19 protein-coding genes are annotated in these 19,126 nt (G+C 58.3%); 11 read left to right on the forward strand and 8 right to left on the reverse strand.

Annotated features, from left to right (window positions below; all coding sequences use genetic code 11):
* Positions 1 to 89: 89 nt before the first annotated feature.
* The 3 genes from H3Z84_RS04780 to H3Z84_RS04790 all read right to left on the reverse strand — a co-directional run bounded on the left by H3Z84_RS04780 (position 90) and on the right by H3Z84_RS04790 (position 3,244).
* A complete protein-coding gene (locus H3Z84_RS04780) occupies positions 90 to 1,217 on the reverse strand; it encodes an MFS transporter (protein ID WP_228285719.1) in 1,128 nt (375 codons plus the stop codon).
* 165 nt (positions 1,218 to 1,382) lie between these two features.
* Positions 1,383 to 2,402 (reverse strand): hypothetical protein, encoded by a 1,020-nt coding sequence (locus tag H3Z84_RS04785; RefSeq protein WP_199456664.1) that lies wholly within the window; start codon positions 2,400 to 2,402, stop codon positions 1,383 to 1,385.
* A gap of 68 nt (positions 2,403 to 2,470) precedes the next feature.
* A complete protein-coding gene (locus tag H3Z84_RS04790; RefSeq protein ID WP_228285706.1) occupies positions 2,471 to 3,244 on the reverse strand; it encodes an SGNH/GDSL hydrolase family protein in 774 nt (257 codons plus the stop codon).
* A gap of 253 nt (positions 3,245 to 3,497) precedes the next feature.
* Here H3Z84_RS04790 and H3Z84_RS04795 point away from each other — a divergent pair, with 253 nt between their 5' ends.
* Both H3Z84_RS04795 and H3Z84_RS04800 read left to right on the forward strand, forming a co-directional pair.
* Positions 3,498 to 4,469, forward strand: coding sequence for a DnaJ C-terminal domain-containing protein (locus H3Z84_RS04795; RefSeq protein ID WP_199456668.1), 972 nt, complete (start codon positions 3,498 to 3,500; stop codon positions 4,467 to 4,469).
* 12 nt (positions 4,470 to 4,481) lie between these two features.
* Positions 4,482 to 4,826: a chaperone modulator CbpM gene (locus H3Z84_RS04800; protein WP_199456670.1), complete on the forward strand. Its 345-nt coding sequence runs from the start codon at positions 4,482 to 4,484 to the stop codon at positions 4,824 to 4,826.
* A gap of 27 nt (positions 4,827 to 4,853) precedes the next feature.
* Here the strand turns inward: H3Z84_RS04800 and H3Z84_RS04805 are convergent, their stop codons facing one another.
* Positions 4,854 to 5,030, reverse strand: coding sequence for a DUF6435 family protein (locus H3Z84_RS04805; protein ID WP_199456722.1), 177 nt, complete (start codon positions 5,028 to 5,030; stop codon positions 4,854 to 4,856).
* Between the two features lie 200 nt (positions 5,031 to 5,230).
* Between H3Z84_RS04805 and H3Z84_RS04810 the strand changes: the two genes are divergently transcribed.
* The 8 genes from H3Z84_RS04810 (at position 5,231) to H3Z84_RS04845 (ending at position 12,751) form a co-directional block, all read left to right on the forward strand.
* Positions 5,231 to 6,490, forward strand: coding sequence for a DUF5666 domain-containing protein (locus H3Z84_RS04810; protein WP_228285707.1), 1,260 nt, complete (start codon positions 5,231 to 5,233; stop codon positions 6,488 to 6,490).
* A 78-nt stretch (positions 6,491 to 6,568) separates the two neighbouring features.
* Positions 6,569 to 7,426 carry a DUF6502 family protein gene (locus H3Z84_RS04815; RefSeq protein WP_199456671.1) on the forward strand — a complete coding sequence of 286 codons (858 nt, stop codon included), beginning with the start codon at positions 6,569 to 6,571 and terminating at the stop codon, positions 7,424 to 7,426.
* A complete protein-coding gene (locus H3Z84_RS04820; RefSeq protein WP_022989754.1) occupies positions 7,423 to 7,821 on the forward strand; it encodes a hypothetical protein in 399 nt (132 codons plus the stop codon). Before H3Z84_RS04815 ends, H3Z84_RS04820 begins: the two co-directional genes overlap by 4 nt.
* Before the next feature lie 38 nt (positions 7,822 to 7,859).
* A complete protein-coding gene (locus H3Z84_RS04825) occupies positions 7,860 to 9,353 on the forward strand; it encodes a DUF5666 domain-containing protein (RefSeq protein WP_228285708.1) in 1,494 nt (497 codons plus the stop codon).
* Between the two features lie 2 nt (positions 9,354 to 9,355).
* Positions 9,356 to 9,937 (forward strand): ACP phosphodiesterase, encoded by a 582-nt coding sequence (locus H3Z84_RS04830; protein WP_199456676.1) that lies wholly within the window; start codon positions 9,356 to 9,358, stop codon positions 9,935 to 9,937.
* Between the two features lie 13 nt (positions 9,938 to 9,950).
* Positions 9,951 to 10,682: a DsbA family protein gene (locus H3Z84_RS04835; RefSeq protein WP_199456677.1), complete on the forward strand. Its 732-nt coding sequence runs from the start codon at positions 9,951 to 9,953 to the stop codon at positions 10,680 to 10,682.
* 290 nt (positions 10,683 to 10,972) lie between these two features.
* Entirely contained in the window at positions 10,973 to 11,992 is a 1,020-nt protein-coding gene (locus H3Z84_RS04840; protein ID WP_199456678.1) for a rhodanese-related sulfurtransferase, read from the forward strand.
* Between the two features lie 24 nt (positions 11,993 to 12,016).
* Positions 12,017 to 12,751 (forward strand): DUF481 domain-containing protein, encoded by a 735-nt coding sequence (locus H3Z84_RS04845; RefSeq protein ID WP_199456679.1) that lies wholly within the window; start codon positions 12,017 to 12,019, stop codon positions 12,749 to 12,751.
* 68 nt (positions 12,752 to 12,819) lie between these two features.
* On the opposite strand, the gene H3Z84_RS04850 is transcribed toward H3Z84_RS04845, so the two are convergent.
* The 3 genes from H3Z84_RS04850 to H3Z84_RS04860 form a co-directional block, all read right to left on the reverse strand.
* On the reverse strand, positions 12,820 to 13,767 hold the full coding sequence (locus H3Z84_RS04850; RefSeq protein WP_199456680.1) for a YbgA family protein: 948 nt from the start codon (positions 13,765 to 13,767) through the stop codon (positions 12,820 to 12,822).
* 97 nt (positions 13,768 to 13,864) lie between these two features.
* A complete protein-coding gene (locus H3Z84_RS04855; protein ID WP_199456681.1) occupies positions 13,865 to 16,084 on the reverse strand; it encodes a glycosyltransferase in 2,220 nt (739 codons plus the stop codon).
* A complete protein-coding gene (locus H3Z84_RS04860; RefSeq protein ID WP_094623762.1) occupies positions 16,081 to 17,139 on the reverse strand; it encodes a lysylphosphatidylglycerol synthase transmembrane domain-containing protein in 1,059 nt (352 codons plus the stop codon). Before H3Z84_RS04860 ends, H3Z84_RS04855 begins: the two co-directional genes overlap by 4 nt.
* A 439-nt stretch (positions 17,140 to 17,578) precedes the next feature.
* On the opposite strand from H3Z84_RS04860, the gene gloA reads away from it, so the two are divergent.
* Complete coding sequence (gloA, locus tag H3Z84_RS04865) at positions 17,579 to 18,127, forward strand: lactoylglutathione lyase (RefSeq protein WP_199456682.1); 549 nt, start codon at positions 17,579 to 17,581, stop codon at positions 18,125 to 18,127.
* A 34-nt stretch (positions 18,128 to 18,161) separates the two neighbouring features.
* On the opposite strand, the gene H3Z84_RS04870 is transcribed toward gloA, so the two are convergent.
* The gene (locus H3Z84_RS04870; protein ID WP_199456683.1) at positions 18,162 to 19,106 is read right to left on the reverse strand and encodes a DMT family transporter; all 945 of its coding nucleotides are present in this window, start codon (positions 19,104 to 19,106) and stop codon (positions 18,162 to 18,164) included.
* Positions 19,107 to 19,126: the final 20 nt, after the last annotated feature.

The following is a 19,126-nucleotide window of genomic DNA, read 5'->3' on the forward strand; positions in this document are numbered from 1 at the left end:
CCGGTTTCCGCGCAGGTAACGTTCAAAGCTCGCTATTCTACTGGCTAAGCGGAGTGAATGATAATGACTGTAGCGTGAGAAATGAGCGGCTAGCTGGCCTCTGGCACCGGCTCAGGCCGGCGCCAGGCAACCAGGAAAATCATCAGCCCGGCCACGGCGGTGGCAGCCCCTACGTAGCCAGTGGACTGCCAGCCGAAGCCGGCGGTAATGGCCAGCCCGCCCAGCCATGGGCCGAGGGCGTTGGCGAGATTGAACGCGGCGTGATGGGAGGCGGCGGCCAGAGTCTGGGCGCCGGTTGCCACATCCATCAGGTGGGTTTGCAGAGCCGGGCCCAGGGCCACCATCAAGGCGGTCAGGAAACAGACCACGAGCAAGACGGGCAATGAGCCTGTGGCAGAAGGAAAGACGCTCAGAATCATGGCGCTGAATACCAGGATCACGCCAACGGCCCGGAATTGCAGCCGGTCAAACAACCAGCCACCAAGCAGGTTGCCCACAAAACCGCCCAACCCGAACACCACCAGGGCCACGGGAATCCAGACCGCATCCACTCGTGTGACTTCCAGCAGTGTCGGGGCAAGGTAACTGAACACCGCGAACATGCCTGCGAAGCCGATAGCGCCAATGGCCAGCGCAAACCAGATTTGTGGTTTATTAAAGGCGCGGACTTCGCTTAACGGGCTGTGCCTTTGTTCCTGCGGGTTTTTGGGCAGGAACAGCGTAACCAGCACCACGGTTAGTAACGACACCAGGCCAACAAAACCAAAGGCATAGCGCCAGTCCATGGATTGCCCCATCACCGTGGCCAGGGGGTTGCCGATCAGTAGTGCAAGTGTCAGCCCCATCATGATCTGGCTCACCGCCTTGGCCCGCTTGTGTACCGGCACCAGTGAGGCTGCCACAAGTGCGGCAACACCGAAGTAGGCGCCATGGGGCAGTCCGGCGATAAACCGGAAAACCAGCAGGGATTCGTAATTGCTGGCCAGGGCACTGGCCAGGTTGCCCAGCGCGTAGAAGGACATCAGAAGAATGAGCAGCTGCCGCCGGAACAGTTGCGCACCGAGAATGGCCAGAATGGGTGCGCCGACTACCACGCCCAGCGCATAGGTGGAGATAAGGTGGCCTACCTGTGGCTCAGAAACGCCGAGATCCTGGGCGACATTGGGCATCAACCCCATGATGGCGAATTCACCGGTACCGATACCAAAGCCGCCCATCGCCAGGGCAAAGACGATTAGCCAGGTTGGAAGGCCGGACTCGGAATTGTGGTTGGCGGCGCTCAATCTGATCTCCTTGATCCAATCAGGGAAGAGAAAGCCCGCCATTGTCAGGGTTGGGTGTGCTAACGGCTATAAGCGATTATGAGGATGGACGTTAGCTTGCTAATTCAAGCCGTAGCGGCGTTCGCGCTCAAACCTGAAAAAGCCCTCTTCCTCTTCCCGTTCGATGGTCGGAGCAGAAAACCCGAAATGTTCCTGGCGAAGATCCGTTAACGCGGCCTCCAGTTGGTCGCCGTTCAGGCGGTTCTGCAAGGTGCGTCTTTCGGCCATGTAGGTTTTGCCTTTCTGCCATTTTTCCTCCCGGCGCTGGTCGTCCTTGGCTAACTGGCGAACGGCTTCTTCGGAGTAGCCTATCTGGCGGCGCAGATCGTTGATGGTTTGCTGGCGCTGATCAGCCGGCAGGTTGGCCAGTTGTTGTTGCACTCTGTCCATGGCAAACAGGGCATGGCCGGTCGCACCGGAACCTGCCAGTTGTCTGGCCAGGTCGGCACCATATAGTTCGTCTGCGGTGGTCTGTAGCTGGTGAGCCAGCTCGGTCAGTGGCATCTGGTTGGCCTGGTCCAGCCGCGCCAGAGTTTGCTGGAACTGGTCCGATTTCGCTTCCACCGGGTTTTGTTCCTCGGCCCAGATCTGGCTTGCCAGCGGGCCGAAAATCGCTTCGCGTTGCTGCCAGAGTTCGGCGTAGCGTTCCATGTCCGGCAGCCCCTGCAAACGAAGCTCGTGATTGTCGAGCCATCGGTTGTAGCGGTCCAGCTTGGCCATTAACGCGAAAATGCTGTCGGCCAGTTCAGGAAAAGCGGTGGTGATGGCGGACTGAAAAAGTTCGTTACCGGAATCCGGATAACGCGCCAACAGGTTTCGGCGTTCGTTATACAGACGTGCCTGGGTGGCCGGCTCGGTGATGGTGTCGCCGTACAGTTCCAGGTACTTAACGGCCAGTTCAACAACGCGTTGGTCGCCGCTTTGGGTTAGCTCGGCGGCGGACGTCGCGGCCGCACGCGAGGGGATGGAACCATTGGGCGCTTGCATAGCCGGCTTTGATAACTCGGGCCAGTAATGAAAACCGCCCGCAATCACTAAGGCCAGGGCACCGAGCGCCAATACGGAATTGAGTGGTTTCATTGCAGCTGTCCTGCCAGTGGTATTGCAGAATGTGGTCCCGGCCGATGCTCGGCCGGGACGCTGGGGCTTCAGAGAAGCGGTTGCAGTTTCGGCCAGATCAGATCAGCGATCTTTTTCGAGCCGCTGTCGGCCGGGTGAATGCCATCAAAGATGATGTCCCGGTCGTTGATCACCCAGCGCGGGTCCACAAAGGTGCAGTTCAGCACGGAGTTCTCACAGGCCCGGGCCAGGGTGGCGTTGCCGTAGTCCACGGCTTCTTTCATATCATCCAGACGGAAAAGGCCGTTCTTGGTGTAGTAGTAGCCGGTCAGAATGCCATTCTGGACGTCGGCTTCGGCCATCTCGTTCAGAAAGTCGACAGCATCTACGTAGATATCATCGATGAAATCCCGACACTGTTTGCTCAGCCGGCCGAAGCGCCACCAGGGTGTTTTGCAGTTATTGGAGTTCAGGGCGATGGCCGGAATCAGGATGTCATTGCCGCCGGCGTCGCCCACCACGGTTTCGATGTCCGGGTTATCAGCAACCGCATCCCGGAACTGCTGGGGAATAGACGGGGCAATCAGCTCGCCTGACAGCTCCGCACCGGAAACTGTGTAGCGGCGGAAGGTTTCACCGGCCCTGGCTTCCAGCTGGTTCTGGATTTCGCCAGACAGGGCAAAGATGGAATCGCCCACAAAGACTACCTGGTCGTTGTCGGCATCGGTCACTTTGTCGTTGCTCAGCAGGTAGCCGAGTTCGCTGCAACCGGAAAACAACAGCGCGGCACTGAGTGCCAGTGCGGGTTTCAGGACGTTGCTGGCAAGCGCCGAGAGCGACCAGCGGTGTGCTTTATTTATCATTGTTAGAGCTCCATGTGTAAGGGGTAGACCATTCGTCTACGGATACTGCCCTTCAACTATTGCCCAAGCTCCGGCGTTTCTCGACCGCAAACAGGGGCGAAAGGTTGTCAGATTCGGCCACGGGAGAAAGGGTGTGAACCCGGTCTCAGTGTTTGATCTGCAGCAAGACTGCAAGGAAGCAGCTTGTAATTTCCACGGCAGCGACAAATATAAGAAGTCAGAGATCATGTTTTGGTCAGATGCGAGGGGTTACATGGACTTCAAAGACTATTACGCCGTTCTGGGGGTGAGCGAGTCGGCTACGCCCGAGGACATCAAGAAGGCCTACCGCAAGCTGGCGCGCAAATATCATCCGGATGTGAGCAAGGAAGAGAACGCCAGCGACAAGTTCAAGGACGTGGGCGAGGCCTACGAAGTGCTCAAAGACCCGGAAAAGCGGGCCGAGTACGACCAGCTGCACAAATACGGCGCCCGGGCCGATGGCTCCTTCCAGCCGCCACCCGGCTGGCAGAGTGCGTCCGGCTTTGGTGGCGGAGGATATACCGAAGCCGATGCCCGGCAGTTCAGTGAGTTTTTCGAGGAGATGTTTGGCGGAGGCCGGCATGGCGGGTTTTCAGGCGCAGACTTCGGTGGTGGTTTCCGCCAGGGCGCGAGAATGCGCGGGGAAGATGTTCACGCCCGCCTGGCCCTGTTCCTGGAAGAGGCCTTTAACGGCTGTGAAAAACAGGTGTCGTTCACAGTGCACGAAGTCGACGACCATGGCCGCATGATGCCGCGGCAGAAAACCCTGAAGGTCAAGATTCCCGCTGGTATGCGTGAAGGCCAGCACATTCGCCTGAAAGGTCAGGGCGCACCCGGCGTGGGTGGTGCCGAGCCAGGTGACCTGTTCATTGAAGTGGAAATGGCGCCCCATCCGCATTTCACCATCGAGGGCCACGACGTGCTGGTAACAGTGCCGGTTACGCCCTGGGAAGCGGCGCTGGGTGCCACGGTGACCGTGCCAACCGTGGGTGGCAAGGTGAATGTGAAAGTGCCCAAAGGTTCCTCCAGCGGCCGCAAGCTCCGACTGAAAGGCAAGGGCTTCCCCGGCAAGCATCCGGGCGACCAGATTGTGGTGCTGCAGGTGGCCATGCCTGAGCAACACACGCCGGAGGCGGAAAAGCTCTACGAGACGCTGGCGGAGCTGGAAAAAGACTTCAATCCGCGCAGCAAGCTGCACGTGTGAGTGGGGGTGAACATGACAAATAAAGACCAGATAGTGACCGTAGAAGTGACCGACACCAACGGCAGCACCTTCACCCTGCGCGAAATCTGCGAGCGTGGTGCCTGCCACGCGGAGTTTGTGATCAAACTGGTGAATTACGGAGTGATCACCCCGCTGCAGGAACTGCCGGAAGTGCGCCAGTGGCAGTTTGATGTGGCCGCACTCCAGCGTCTTCAGAAAGCCCTGCGCCTGCAGCGGGATCTGAAACTCAACCTGCCGGGGCTTGCAATGACCCTGGAGCTACTGGACGAAGTGCAGGACATGCGCCGGGAGGTGAACCGCCTTAATCAACGGATCCGCCAGTTGATGGGCGAATAGCCAACGGGCCGGGGCTGAGGATTGCTGTCAGCCCCCGGCTTTGTCCAGCTGCTGGATTTCAGCGTAGATTTTTTCAGCTTCCTCCATCAAAGTGCCGTGGCTGCGTAGATCGCCGTTGCGTTGCGCGTGCAATGCCTTGGCCAGCTTTTCCTCATAGGCCTTTTGCAGTTTCTTCTTCGGATCGCTCTTCAAGAACCCCAGCATAACCGGTCTCCAGGTTTGTGTTTCTTCTGCTGTATACGTTCGTTGTCCGGTCAGGTTCAAAAAAAGTTCATGAACAAAAACTGGACAATCTAAAAGTTTGGGATTATTTTCCCATTTAAATAATTGGGAATAATATCCCAAATGAATGGGCGCCTAGTGAGAATGCGCCGGATTGAGTGAAATCAGCCTGGAGATGGAACATGAAACGTAACGGACTTTCGAAAGCGATCAAGTTGGCGGTGGCCGGAGCTTTGGTGGGTGGCCTGGCGGCCTGTGGCGGTGGTGGCTCCGGCTCTTCCGGTTCCGCTGACACCAGCGCCAGCAGCCAGGGCACCAGTGTGGGTGCGGTTACCGGCTTTGGCAGTGTATATGTGAACGGCACTCGCTTTACCACCGATGGCCGGGTGGACAGCGATGACGGGCTCGAGCGGGAAGACCAGCTGGACAAGGGCATGATCCTGAAAGTGAAGGGCAGCTGGGACGACCGGGGTGAAGGCCGGGCCGATGACATTTCCTATGACGACACCCTGCGTGGCCCGCTGACAGCGGCAAGCTGGGACGCCTCGGCCAATACCGGCCAGCTTGAAATGCTGGGCCAGGTGATTGGCCTGACCAATGAAACGGTCTTCCGTGGCGCGACCCCGGAGCAACTGGCGGCCAGCCCGGAGAGCTACCGGGTGCGGGTGAGCGGCTGGCGGCTGGACGATGGCAGCTTCCGGGCCAGTTACGTGGGCGCCAGGGTTAGCGGACTGGATTTCGACGATGACAATGAGGTTGAGCTGGAAGGCGTGGTACAAAACCTGGATGCCATAGCCCGAACCTTCACCATTAACGGTTTCTCCGTCAATTACGAGTTGGCCAGTGGCGATGACGACTTTGACCTGGATGACCTGAGCGACGGCATGGCGGTAGAAGTGGAAGGCTATCTGCAGGGTGAGATCCTGATGGCCAAAGAAATTGGCGATGAAGACGACCTGTTTGATGACGACGATGACGTCGAAATCTCCGGTGATCTCTACGACTACGACAGCAGTACCCGAACCTTCCGCATCAACGGTGTGCTGGTGCAGATCGACAGCGACACTGATTTCGATGACATCAGCGCCGGCAGCCTGCAGGACGGTGTATTTGTGAAGGTAGAGGGCGACTTCCGCAACGGTGTCTTGCTGGCCGAGGAAATTGAAGGCCGGGAAGGCGATGACGAGGTGGAAGGCCGGATCGAGCAGATCGACCTGGCCAGTGAAGTGCTGATTGTCAGCGGCGTTCGGGTTCAACTCACGGCCAGCACCCTGATTGATGATGACGACGATGACGATGGCCGCCGTAGCCGGGTAGACGATATCAACGCCTTCATGGTCGGTGACTATGTAGAAGTGGAGGGTCGCCGCCGGGACGGATACCTGGAAGCCTTCACCATCGAGCGTGAAGACGAGGACGATGATGACGGTGACGACGACTGACCGGTAATCCCGAAACGGGCCGCAGTGCTGGCGGCCCGTTCTGGCTTTTACAATCGCTATGGGAATACAATCCCAAACATGACTGATGCCAATGCCAACCCCCTCCACAAAGCACTGTTCCGCATTTTGCGGCCCCTGGCCCGTTTGCTGTTGCGCAACGGTGTGCCCTTCGGCGAATTCTCCGAACTGGTCAAACGCGCCTATGTGGAAGCGGCACTGGAAGATTTCAGTGATGGCCGGCGTAAACCTACGGATTCCCGGGCAGCGGTCATGACCGGCCTTACCCGCAAGGAAGTCAAACGCCAGCGGGAAATCCTGGCGGGCCAGAACCCTGCGCGGGAATCCCGGTCTAACGCCAACCGGGCATCCCGTGTGGTGTCTGGCTGGGTACACGATCCGGCTTATCAGGCTGACGACAAACAGCCCGCCATGCTGGATTTTGAAGGTGCCGGCAGCTTCACCGAACTGGTGCGCAAGTACAGCGGCGACATGACGCCGCGCGCTGTGCTGGATGAGCTGATGCGGGTGGGCGTGGCTGCGGTAGAGCCGGACTCTGGCAGGCTCCAGCTAAAACAAAGAGCCTACGTACCGGCCGGTGACAGTGAGGATATGCTCCAAATCTTCGGTGAAGACGTATCTGATCTTGTGGCTACCATCGATCACAACCTGATCAGCCGTTCGGCCGGGAAGCCGCCGCTGTTCCAGCGGACCCTGACCTACGACAACATCCCGGCAGACGTGATTGAACGATGGCGGGAGATTTCGGCAGAACAGTCCCAGGCGTTGTTGGAACAACTGGACGACTGGCTGGGGCCCCATGACCGCCAAGGGCCTGGAAACCAGGATGAAGGCGCCAGCAAAGTGCGTACCGGCGTTGGCATTTTCTATTTCGAAGAACCGATACAACCGGACACCAGCGGAGATAAACGCTCATGAGCCCGAAGATCACAACGGTGGAGCCTGCCCGATGGCAGCCGACCGGGCTGGTGACCACCTTGCTGTCACCCGGTGCCCGGCAGGTGATCAACTGCTGGTTGGGAACCGGTGACTTCCTGGATGAGCAGCACCAGCCCAGAATACTGCTGGCCCTGGCCGAAGGGGATGACGCCTTTACCGACCTGGTGCGTTGCGCCAACCCCGAACTGGTGTCTGCCGTTGTGCTGAACGAACTCCTGCGCAAGGGCATTGTCGAGGCCCTGGAGAGCGGTCATGTTCTGTTAAGACGCAGCGCCTATGCTCCTGCGGGGCAGCCTGAACCGGAATCGGTACTGGCTGAGCCTGAAGACCTGTTCAGCAACGGCATTCCCCGCCGTCGCTTTAACGATACCTGATAACCATGGCCGGCCCGGATGGCTGGCGGGAGAGCACAATGACGTCTGACCAACTCCGTAAACGCCTTTCCCTGGCAATCGCACCTGTGGCTTTCGGCATTTTCAGTGCCTGTGGCGGCGGTGGAGGCGGCGGTATCGGTATAGCCGACGGCGGCATTCGCGGCACCGGCTCCAGTGTCGGGCCGGTTTCCGGGTTTGGCAGTGTGTTTGTGAATGGGGTGAAGTTTGAGACTGACGGCGAAGTCATCAGCAATGACGGCATCGAGCGCGAGGATCAGCTTGAAGAAGGCATGATCCTGAGGATTGATGGCGAGTGGCGTGATGATGGCTCCGGCGACGCGGATACTGTTGAATACGACGATACCTTCCGTGGCCCCGTCTCCGATGTACAGCAAATTCTGGATACTGACGGTGCCGTGGATGCGGTGACCTTCACCATCTACGGCCAACCCTTGGTTGTCGATAAACAGACAGTCACCAAACGAACGACCCTGACCACTCTGACTAACGGTGACTTTGTGCGGGTAAGTGGCTGGCGCCAGCCAGATGGGGTTTATCGAGCGAGTTTTCTGGGTCTGGTTGATGGCACCGAAAACGACTTGGAAATTGAAGGGCGCATTGATCCGGGCTCACTCGACACCATCCTTCAGCAGTTCAGCATCAACGGTCAGCTGGTTTCCTATGGCAGCGCCTTGTTTACTGATGACCTGAGTGAGACCGACCTCGCCGATCTGCTGCTGGTGGAAGTCGAAGGCTCGATTTCGGGCACTGATTTCATTGCGGAACAAGTCAATGAAGGCGAGATTCGCCGCTATCGTCGGGGCTCTGGCGACGAAATCGAGTTCGCCGGGCCCGTCAATTCGGCCTACAGCGCAAGTTCACGGACTTTCCGGATCAATGGCCTGATCGTTCAGGTAGATAACGACACGGAGTTCGATGACGACCTCACGGAATCAGACTTGGTACCAGGCCTGTTGATTCAGGTGGAAGGCACATTCCGGAGTGATGGCACTGTATTGGCAGAGGAAATCGAGGCCCGTGAAGGTAATGCCTCTGTCGAAGGTGTGGTCGATGTAAATACTCTGGACCCGGCTAATGAAACCTTCCGGGTGGGTGGCGTGCTAGTCAAGGTTACCCCCCTGACCATTATCAGTGACGATGACAGTGATCAGCGCCTGAAACTGGCAGACCTGAACGGCAGCTACGAGCTGGAGGTTGATGGTATCGAACGTACCAGTGCGTCTGGCGTTGTGTTCCTGGAAGCATTCCGGATTGAGCGGGACGATGATGATTCTGAAGCCGGCGAGGAGCTCGAGTTTGAGCTAACTGGGGAGCTAACTGAGGTTTCCGGCACTGTTTTCAGTATTCTTGGGATTGAGATCGAGACCAGCGGCGCGGAGTTTGATGATACGAGTCGTGACGCTCTGGAAGATGCCCTGAATGCAGGTCAGCGTCCGTTGCTGGAAATCGAATATTCCGGGTCGGCTTCGAGTGACTATATTGCCGAAGAAATCGAACTAGCAGAAGACTGAGTATGAACCACCTCGCCCACACCTTCCTCGCCCCTGACTCCCCCGAGGCACGTGTGGGCAGCATCCTCGGAGATTTCTCCCGGGGAGTGGACTGGTCGGCCTTGCCACCCCCGGTGCTGGAAGGCGTTCGCCACCACCTGGCAGTCGATAGCTTCACCGACCAGCACCCGCAAGTGCTGGCCAGCAAGCGACTGTTCTCCAGCCAGCGCCGGCGCTTTGCCGGCGTGGCGCTGGACATTCTCTACGACCATTTCCTGTTGCGGCACTGGTGCCGGTTTGCCGACTGCGAGAGTGGGGAGTTTGTGCAGACGGTCTATCAAGAGCTGCAGTGCCACGAACAAGTCATGCCGCCTGCCATGGTCAAAGTCACCCGCCGTATGGTGGAGCACGACTGGTTTGGCGCCTACCAGGACCTCGACAACATAGGCTTCGCCCTGGACCGGGTTGCCGGCCGAATCCGCTTCCCCAACCAATTCACTGGAATAATTGACGAAATTCGGGACAATGAGCCGGAACTCGAGGCGAATTTCCTGACGTTCTTCCCGGAACTCCAAACCTTCGCCCGCCAGTTTCCGAACGTATAACAAGGAGCCCCAGATGGGTGAAGCCAAACGACGCAAACAAACCGGCGCCCCCTCGCCAGCCAGGAAAAACAACAAAAAGCCCCTGCTGATTGCAGGTGCATTGGTGGTTGTTGTGGCTGTGGCCGCCGCCCTGTACTTCCTCACAACCCCACCGGCCCCGACCTCCGACGAACTGCCGGTGGCCGCCGCGAACGCCGAACCTTTCCCGGCCTTCCTTGACCAGTACGGCACCTCCGTTGGCTCCGAAAACGCAAGAGTCGTCGTGCGTGAATTTGCCGACTACCAATGCCCCGCCTGCGCCCGCTTCGCCGAAGCCAGCCAGCGTTTGAAGCAGGAATACGTCGAAACCGGTAAAGTCCGCTTCGTCTACTTCGACCTCCCCCTGCGCCAACACCAGAACGCCATGCCCGCCGCCCAGGCCGCCCGCTGCGCCGGTGACCAGGGCCAATACTGGGCCATGCACGACAAACTCTACGACGCTCAGGGCGAATGGAGCGGCTCCAACGACCCGGTAGCCACCTTCACCCGCTACGCCAACGGCATGGACCTCGAAGAACGCCGCTTCCGCCGCTGCCTGGAAACCGAACTGCACAAAGAAGCGGTAGAACAGAGCCTACAGGTTGCCGTTCAAATGCGTGTTTCCAGCACTCCGACAGTGATGGTGGACAACATCCAGCTGACCCGCCCGGGTTGGGGGCAGTTGTCTGCGGTCGTAGAGCGTGAATTGAATAAAACGGCAGACTAAAGCTCTCGCCTGGTAACGCAGCATGCGTTGCGGCGGCTAGGCGAAGAGTTAGCCCTGGGTGGGGGATGTCTTTCCAAAATCGTGCGGAGCCATGGATGGCGGAGCCGAGCGTACAAGGACGTATTCACAGCGTATTTTGGAAAGACATCCCCCAGTCAGGGCGGCATCCACGGCACCTTCCACGGCTAGCACCTACTTGCGTCCAAACTCAGGTTGGTTAAACTCTGCCCCCTTCCGTGAACACCACAAACCATGCTCCGGATTTACGATCCGGCCCGCAGGAGAAAACCATGAGCAACAACATCGTTGTCTGCGCACTGTACAAGTTCGCAGTATTGAATGATTACAAAGACCTACGCCAGCCCCTGCTGAACCTCATGCTGGAAAAAGACGTCCACGGCACCCTGCTGCTGGCCTGTGAAGGCATCAACGGCACCATCGCCGGCAGCCGTGAAGGCATCGACGCCGTCAAAGCCTGGATCGCCAGCGACGACCGCTTTGAAGGCGTGGATTACAAAGAATCCTTCGTGGAATTCCAGCCGTTCAAACGCACCAAGGTCAAACTCAAGAAAGAAATCGTCACGATGGGCGTGCAAGGTATCGACCCGAAACGCGTCGTGGGTACCTACGTAGACCCCAAAGAATGGAACGACCTGATTTCAGACCCGGAAGTGCTGCTGGTCGACACCCGTAACCAGTATGAAGTGGAGATTGGTACCTTCAAAAACGCCGTCAATCCGGCCACTGACACCTTCCGGGAATTTCCCGAGTATGTGAAACAGAATCTGGACCCGCAAAAACACAAGAAAGTCGCCATGTTCTGTACCGGCGGCATTCGTTGCGAAAAGTCCACCGCTTACCTGAAAGAACAGGGGTTTGACGAGGTGTATCACCTCAAGGGCGGCATTCTGAAGTACCTGGAAGAGGTGCCTCAGGAGCAGAGCCTGTGGCAGGGCGAGTGTTTTGTATTCGACGACCGGGTTACCGTCAACCATAACCTGGAGCGTGGTGATTACGACCAGTGCCACGCCTGCCGCCGGCCCATTACCGAAGACGATAAACAGCGCCCGGAATACGAACAGGGTGTGAGCTGCCACCAGTGCATCGACTCCCTGACCGAGGAACAGAAAGCCCGGTTCAAGGAGCGCGAGCGCCAGATGCGTCTGGCCGAGGAACGTGGCGAAGCCCACGTGGGTGGCGAAGCGGCCCGCATTATTGCCGAGCGCAAGGCCCGAAAGAAGGCCGAGCGCGAGCAACAGGCCCGCAGAAGTCTGGAGGGGGAAAACGCACGTAAGTCTACGTCGAATTAAAGAAAACTCAACCAAGGAGAAACTATGTTGATCAGGAAACCGCTGGTAGTCGCCTGTATGGCACTGGCCCCGATGGTTCATGCCCAGGAAAGCGGAAACTGGAAAGGCGAAGCCGAACTGGGTGTGTTGATGACCACCGGTAACAGCGAGGAAACCAAGGTGAACGGCCGGCTGGGGCTGATTCACGAAACCGGCACCTGGCGTAACAGCGGCGATTTCAGTTCCAGGTACACCGAGGCGGAAGACCAAACCACTGCCGAGGAATACAAGGCTGCACTGGAAGCCAACCGCAAGTTCGACGACCATCAGTACTGGTTTGTTCGCGGGTCCTGGGAGGATGACCGTTTCTCCGGCTACGACTTTGAATCCACCCTGACCACCGGTTATGGCAACCGGGTGTGGCAGTCTGGCGACCGTTCCTTCCTGGACCTGTCTGCCGGCGCCGGTTATCGCTACAACAAGCTCATGCAGGTGGACGTGGACACCGGTCGTGACGTGGAAAAAGAAGCCATCGCGCGGCTGGCAGGCCAGTTCGATTACGGTTTGTCTGAAACCTCCCTGTTCCGGCAGAAACTGAGCACGGAAATCGGCCTGGATTACAACAACACCATCACCGAGTCTGAGACCTCCTTGCAGAGCACCATCGTGAACAGCCTGTCCATGAAAGTGGCGTTCCGGGTGAAGAATGTATCGGATGCGCCGGAAGGTTCAGACAAGACCGACACCGAAACGTCGCTGTCTTTGCTCTACGGTTTCTGAGCAGCGTCGGTTAAAAAAACGGGACAGGTGGTTTAACCATCTGCCCCGTTTTTGTTTGCGGAAACCGGTTATACGTTGTTTCGCAGCCCCAGCTCGTCCGGGTAGGGGGTCAGGTATTTCTGGGTGTGCAGGTAGTCTACCGGCTCCTTGCGCTGGGCCAGGCGCAGCAGCGTCATCGGCACCACCAGCGGGATCTCGCCGCGCCGGTAGGCTTCAATCTGCTCCAGCAGCACCGTTTTCTCTTCGGCGGACATACCGTCTTTCAGGTAGCCCAGCAAATGCTGCATGGCATTCACGTGGGAGCCCCGGCTCACTTTCTGTGTCATGGCTTCCATAAAGCCGTGAATATAGCGCTCGGCAATCTGCGCCAGCGGCTCGGATTTCAAATCGGCCAGCATCGGCCCCAACTGGCGGTAGATCTTTTCAGAATGTGCCAGCAGGGTGAACTTGTGGCGCTGGTGGAACTCCAGCAGTGACTGCTTGGTGAGCTGGTCGCCGGCCACGTTCTGCATCCAGTCGTCGTAGGCGAACACACGCTCGATAAAGTTTTCCCGCAGCATGTCGTCGTGCAGGCGGCCCTCTTCTTCCACCGGCATCAGCGGGTAGGCTTTCATCAGGGCATCCGCGAACATGCCCCGACCATCGCGATGCATGAAGGCGCCCTCGGCGTTATGGATCTTGATGCGTTCCATGCCGCAGCTGGGGGACTTCGCCATCAGGATATAGCCGCGCAGATTCTCCAGGGAGGGCAAAATCTGCTGGATGAAGTCCTGCATGGGTTGTGTGTGGTCTTTGGTGCCTTTGCTTTCAACCAGGTGCAGGCCGTCTCCGTGCTCGCGCAGGTGAATGGCCGGGCGGGGCACGCCAAGGCCCGCTTCCAGCTCCGGGCAGATAGAACGGAACTCGAAATGCTTAGACAGCACCTGGGTGCAGTAACGGGAATGTTTGTGGCCGCCATCGTGGCGGACTTCCTTGCCGAGCAGGCAGGTGCTGATGCCAACAGGTATACCGCTCACGGGTTTCTCCAGTCTTGAAAGTGACGTTGCTGATACCGCTTACGTGCTTTCAGTGTAAACCGATCAGGCGGCTGTGCCCAACACCGGCGTGTGCCGGTCAGTGTCGCTTTTGCCTGGCCGCCAGGCTGGTGGCGTAAATGCCACGGACATCCCGGGCAAACTGTTCGATGGAGTAGTCTGCGGCAAAGCTGCGGGCCTTGTCGGAGAGTTCTGCACGCAGTGCGTCATCTTCCAGCAGTTGCCGGGCCTTCTCGAGCCAGCGAGCCTGGTTCTCCGGTGTCTTGTAGCCGTTCAGGCCGTCGCGCACCACGTCTTCAATGCCGCTGGCGCGAACAGCCACCACCGGCAAGCCGGCAGACATGGCCTCCAGGATGACCATGCCCTGGGTTTCGGATTTGGAGGCGAACAGGAAGGCATCGCCCAGGTTGTACCAGATCGCAATTTCCTCCGGTTGCACCGCACCAGCCAGGGTGAAATGGCTTGCCAGGTCCAGGCTTTCAATTTTTTTCTGAAGGCGGTCCCGCTGGTGCCCGTCGCCGATCATCAGGAAACGGAACGGTACGCTGGTTTCTTTCCTCAGCCGGTCGATGGCTTCAATCATGAAATCGATGTTTTTCTCGTTAGACAACCGCGCCACGCTGATGAAAACCTTTTCGTTGGTCAGCCCCAGTTTATTGCGCAGGGCGTCAACGTCGGCTTTTTCTACCGACTGAAAGCGTTGGTACTCGATGCCGGTGGGCTGCACAAAGGTGGGCGTGGTTACTCCGATCATGCGCAGGTATTCCTCGGTGGAGTAGGTGGGCACAATCACCCCGTCGCAGCGGTTAGCAAAACGCTTGATCAACGCGTGGGAAATCAGGTTGCGGAACAGCATGCCGGGCAGGGGCACGAAGTGGGCATAGTGCTCCAGCCGGGTGTGGTAGGTGTAGATGGCCGGAACGCCGAGCTGGCGGGCCATAAACAGCCCCAGGCTGCCGAGCCAGAACGGATGATGCAGGTGAATCACATCAGGCCGGAACGCCCGCACCTGTTTGCGAATGCGGGCCAGGAAGATATTGGCCAGCCGGAACTCCCGCTTCTCGCCCATGGCCAGCAGCGAGGGCACGCGAACCACTGCATCTTCCTGGTCGGACTGGTCGCGGTATTTTGGCGCGATAACCAGGGTGCTGTCGCCCAGCTGCTCCAGCCCGTTGCGCAATCGTTCGATGGAAATCGGCACACCGCCAATGAACGGCAGGTAGTTGTTGGTAAACATGGCCACCCGTAACGGTTTCTCGAGCCACGGCGTAGGGTCCAGGTCGTAGTCCGGATAGTAGTCTTTGCCGATGAAGATCACCTGGTACAGCTTGATGGTGATGGCCACAAACACGGACACAATCAGGATGAAGTTCAAAAAGCCGGTATAGAACAGGGAGTAGATAAAGAACCAGAAACCTTCCAGCCGTTTCCAGATAGGGTGTTGGCCCACTTCGAGGCGCTTCATCTGGTGCTGTACCTCACCGTTCGGCGAGACGGACACGTCAACGTAGTGGTAAAAGCTTTCTTCTGTGTTGAGTACCAGGCCTCCGGCGCCGCCGGTCGTGATGTACGGAGTGCCGTCAATCTCCTGTTCGTCATACAGGGACAGGTTGGCGGAAAGCACCAGGTCGATATCCTGCTCCTTCACCAGCTGCATCAACGCCTGGCGAAAGGCTTCCGGCTGCAAGTAGTCTTCTTCTCCGTCAAACAGGATCGGGGTTAGCGGTTTCAACAGCGGATGGCCAACAAACAGGATCTGGGCGTTACTGGTGTCGTGGGCCAGCAGGTCCCTCAGCCAGCGTATTTGCCAGCGCCAGGGGGTTTTGCCGGTGCTGTCGAGAAAAATCAGCCGGGTGTTGCCGGTACGGATGCTGTAGAAATGTGGCCCGAAGTGGTCGTAGAACCGGAAGCTGCCGAAGTCCTCGTATTCGTGGGCCCCGAAGGTGAGTAAGTAGGGAATCTCCAGGTGGCTCAGGGTGCCGTACAGCGCCCGGTATTTGTCTTCGCCACCGCCGCTGACCGCGTTGCCGGCGGAAACCAGGAAATCCAGCCCGGCCTGGTTCAGTTCCGGAATAAAGCGCCGCTCGAAAATGCCGACCGAATTGTTGATGTTGCCGACTACCGCAAAGCGGATACCTTCGCCGGGTGGTGTGCGCTGGTGGATTCTCTCCACCTGCCCGCTGTGCAGAGCTTCGAAATCTTGCTTGAAGAAATTCAGGTACACCTTGTAGCCGATCAAGGCCACGACAATTACCAGGCACAGGTAAAACAGGAGTTTCAGCGGGTTTCGTCGGGTCATGACTCGCTCCGGTGGCTTTTGATCAGTTCCCTTTGCATCACCAGCAGGCCGATCAGCATACCCAGGTAGATCGTCAGAAAGCGCCAGGCAATGGTGACCAGCACCAGGTGGTTACCCGATAGGATATCCCGGAAGAAACTGCCGAACACCCCTTCGGAAATGCCGGAAGCGCCCGGGGTAGGCGAGAAGTACATGATGAAGGTTGTCACCACCAGCAGCCCCAGAGTGACCAGGTAATTCACCTCATAGCCCAGGCCATGGATCAGCAGCGCCGGAAAGCTGAACAGGCTGAGCAGGAACAGCGCTGTAAAGCCCACCGAGAGCAGGATGTCGCGGGGGTTACCTTGCAGGTAATCGCTGAAGCACTGGGCAAACCGGAGCATTTCCCGGCGCAGTTTGAACTGCCACCGGTCGTGGCGGCTGGCGTTGATCAGGTGGGCCTTGCGAAGCCCGGCAATCAGGGCGCTCAGAGGGGCAATCAGCCAGCGGGTGCGGAGCAGCAGCACCGCAAAAAATCCCAGATAGAGTGTTACGAACACGGCCAGGGCCGTGCCGACACCAGACGATAAGACCCCGCCATCGAGTACATCCAGCGTGAGCAGAAAGACCGGAGTCAGGGAGAAAATGAAGATCACCGCCAGTACCGTGCGAATCGTGGTGGCGGCAGTGGCGCGGGCAACCGGCACGCCGTGGCGGGTCAGGTACCAGATCTGGGCAAAGCCACCACCCGTGGCCATGGGCGTGACGTTGGAGAAAAACAGGTTGATAAACACCAGCCGGAATACTTTGCGCAAGGGCAGCCGGTGGCCGAGCGCCCGAAGGGTGTAGTGCAGGCGCAGGCCATCGGCCAGGTAATACACCAGTAACAGGGCCGCGGCCGGGATCAATAAGGTGGGGGAGAGCAGGCGGTTATCAAACTCGAAACTGCGGCCGGCAAAGCGGTCGTATACGGCATAGAGGCCTGCGCCGGTCATCAGCAGGAAGACCAGGCTGAACAGCGTCAGCCTGCGCCAGGAGGTCCGTTTCTGGTAATCGCCGTCAGTCTCGCTTGCCATTGCTCGCCCGCCGTATCAGGGCAGGCAGTTTACCCTGACCGGCGTGGGCCTTGTCCAGTGAACGGTGCCACGCGAGGTTCTATCAGTGCCCGTAAACCATCAAGGTGGTGTCGGTAATGGCAAAATCGGTGAACTGCACCGTACCGATACTGGTGCCGCCAATCTTGAAAACCGGCATATCAATGTCCGCCCGGAACTCGACATCGTGAATGGACAGCCCGTCTTTGCCGGAGCCCGCGCTGGTGCCTTTTGCAAGGCGGGCGGTTATTTGTTGTGCAGGTGTACTTTAAGGCGGGGAGGGCGCGGGTATCTGTGCGCTGTTTCACAAACCGACTGGTCGCACGGGAGTGATATATGGCATTGAAATCCGCGCCAGCTGCACGCATATATTAAATCTGAGTCCCTAAAATCACCCTCTAAACCAAAAGGGGAAACCAAAATGCCCAAGCATTTCGAACAGGCGCCGGGTCTTTATGATGCTCCAGTGCCGGAAACCGAAGGTTATGTCTTTAACCAGACCATGATGCGCATTAAAGACCCCGAGCGCTCCCTGGACTTCTACACACGGGTGATGGGCATGAGGCTGGTGCGTAAACTGGACTTCCCGGAAATGAAGTTCACCCTGTACTTTCTGGCCTATCTGGATGACAAGCAGGCCCAGTCTGTGCCGATGGATGATGCTCACCGCACAACCTATACATTCGGCCGGGAAGCCATGCTGGAACTCACCCACAACTGGGGCACCGAAGCCGACGCGGATTTTGCCTACCACAACGGCAACGACGAGCCCCAGGGTTTTGGCCACATCGGTATCGCCGTGCCCGACGTCTACGCCGCAAGCGAACGCTTCGAACAGCTGGGTGTGGAGTTTGTGAAGAAGCCGGACGACGGCAAGATGAAAGGCCTGGCCTTTATCAAAGACCCGGACGGCTACTGGATTGAAATCCTGCAGCCGAACATGCTGGAAAAGCAGCGCAAAGACAGCTGATCTCTGCGCGGGTTAACCAGCGGTAGCCCCGGTATCAGTGCTCGGCACTGGTATCCGGGGATTTGCCATAGCGGGAGGCTACTATCACCGCAATGGTCAGAATCAGTGCTCCGGCAATACCGACCGGCCCCAACACTTCCCCCAGAATCACCCAGGCCAGCAGCGCCACAAAGAGCGGCTCCAGCGTTACGATAATGCTGGACAAGGTTGCTGGTGTGGTTTTCATGCCGCTAAAAAAGCTTACATAGCCGATGCAAGTAGGCACCACGCCGATGTAGACAATCATCAGCCAGTGCTTCAGCCCCAGAGTGTCCAGCCCTTCAAAACCTCCACTGAAAGCAACCACCGGCAACAGTAGTAACGCTGCCGTGGCAAAGCAGATAAAGGCGGTTGTGAATACCGGTGTGCCGGCAGAGTTGTAGCGGCTGGTCAGTGTGAAGCCGGTATAGACGGCGGCAGCCAGCAACGCCATCAGAATACCTGCAAGGCGCAGTGAACCGGCGGTATCCATATCGCTGACCACCAGCATGCCGGTGCCGGCAATGGCGGCGAGTGCTGCGATGACCGTCAGCAGGTTCGGTTTTTCCCCGAGCAGCGGCGCGGCCAGAATGGCCACCAGGACGGGCGGCAGGCACAGGGAAATCAGGGTGGCAATGCCAGCGCCGGTAAGGTCGACGGCCAGCAGGTAGCTGCCCTGGTAAAACGCCTGGAACAGGCCAAGGGCGGCCAATGGCAGAAAGGCTTTCAGGCCCAGCGAACGCAGCGAGCTGCCGGCAACCTGCTGGCCGGGTTGGGCTGCAACCAGTTGCTTCTGCTCCCGGCGCATCAGCAGCCAGAAGAAGGGCAGGGCAACCACCAGCCGAAGAAAGCCGAGGGTGATGGCCTCAAGCTCTGTGCCGGTAAACAGAAACTTGGCAACAATGCCTGTGGTGGCCCAGAGCAGCGCGGCCAGGGCAATCAAAAGGGCGCCTTGAATCATCTGAATCTGCCGGATTGGTG

The sequence above is a fragment of the Marinobacter sp. bablab_jr003 genome (genome assembly GCF_016464245.1).
GTDB lineage: Bacteria > Pseudomonadota > Gammaproteobacteria > Pseudomonadales > Oleiphilaceae > Marinobacter > Marinobacter vinifirmus.

Excerpts from the sequence above, each read along its gene's own strand:
- H3Z84_RS04780 (WP_228285719.1), bottom strand. The coding sequence starts at position 1,217 with ATGGGCGGCTTTGGTATCGGTACCGGTGAATTCGCCATCATGGGGTTG.
- H3Z84_RS04785 (WP_199456664.1), bottom strand. The coding sequence starts at position 2,402 with ATGAAACCACTCAATTCCGTATTGGCGCTCGGTGCCCTGGCCTTAGTG.
- H3Z84_RS04790 (WP_228285706.1), bottom strand. The coding sequence starts at position 3,244 with ATGATAAATAAAGCACACCGCTGGTCGCTCTCGGCGCTTGCCAGCAAC.
- H3Z84_RS04795 (WP_199456668.1), top strand. The coding sequence starts at position 3,498 with ATGGACTTCAAAGACTATTACGCCGTTCTGGGGGTGAGCGAGTCGGCT.
- H3Z84_RS04800 (WP_199456670.1), top strand. The coding sequence starts at position 4,482 with ATGACAAATAAAGACCAGATAGTGACCGTAGAAGTGACCGACACCAAC.
- H3Z84_RS04805 (WP_199456722.1), bottom strand. The coding sequence starts at position 5,030 with ATGCTGGGGTTCTTGAAGAGCGATCCGAAGAAGAAACTGCAAAAGGCC.
- H3Z84_RS04810 (WP_228285707.1), top strand. The coding sequence starts at position 5,231 with ATGAAACGTAACGGACTTTCGAAAGCGATCAAGTTGGCGGTGGCCGGA.
- H3Z84_RS04815 (WP_199456671.1), top strand. The coding sequence starts at position 6,569 with ATGACTGATGCCAATGCCAACCCCCTCCACAAAGCACTGTTCCGCATT.
- H3Z84_RS04820 (WP_022989754.1), top strand. The coding sequence starts at position 7,423 with ATGAGCCCGAAGATCACAACGGTGGAGCCTGCCCGATGGCAGCCGACC.
- H3Z84_RS04825 (WP_228285708.1), top strand. The coding sequence starts at position 7,860 with ATGACGTCTGACCAACTCCGTAAACGCCTTTCCCTGGCAATCGCACCT.
- H3Z84_RS04830 (WP_199456676.1), top strand. The coding sequence starts at position 9,356 with ATGAACCACCTCGCCCACACCTTCCTCGCCCCTGACTCCCCCGAGGCA.
- H3Z84_RS04835 (WP_199456677.1), top strand. The coding sequence starts at position 9,951 with ATGGGTGAAGCCAAACGACGCAAACAAACCGGCGCCCCCTCGCCAGCC.
- H3Z84_RS04840 (WP_199456678.1), top strand. The coding sequence starts at position 10,973 with ATGAGCAACAACATCGTTGTCTGCGCACTGTACAAGTTCGCAGTATTG.
- H3Z84_RS04845 (WP_199456679.1), top strand. The coding sequence starts at position 12,017 with ATGTTGATCAGGAAACCGCTGGTAGTCGCCTGTATGGCACTGGCCCCG.
- H3Z84_RS04855 (WP_199456681.1), bottom strand. The coding sequence starts at position 16,084 with ATGACCCGACGAAACCCGCTGAAACTCCTGTTTTACCTGTGCCTGGTA.
- H3Z84_RS04860 (WP_094623762.1), bottom strand. The coding sequence starts at position 17,139 with ATGGCAAGCGAGACTGACGGCGATTACCAGAAACGGACCTCCTGGCGC.
- gloA (WP_199456682.1), top strand. The coding sequence starts at position 17,579 with ATGCCCAAGCATTTCGAACAGGCGCCGGGTCTTTATGATGCTCCAGTG.
- H3Z84_RS04870 (WP_199456683.1), bottom strand. The coding sequence starts at position 19,106 with ATGATTCAAGGCGCCCTTTTGATTGCCCTGGCCGCGCTGCTCTGGGCC.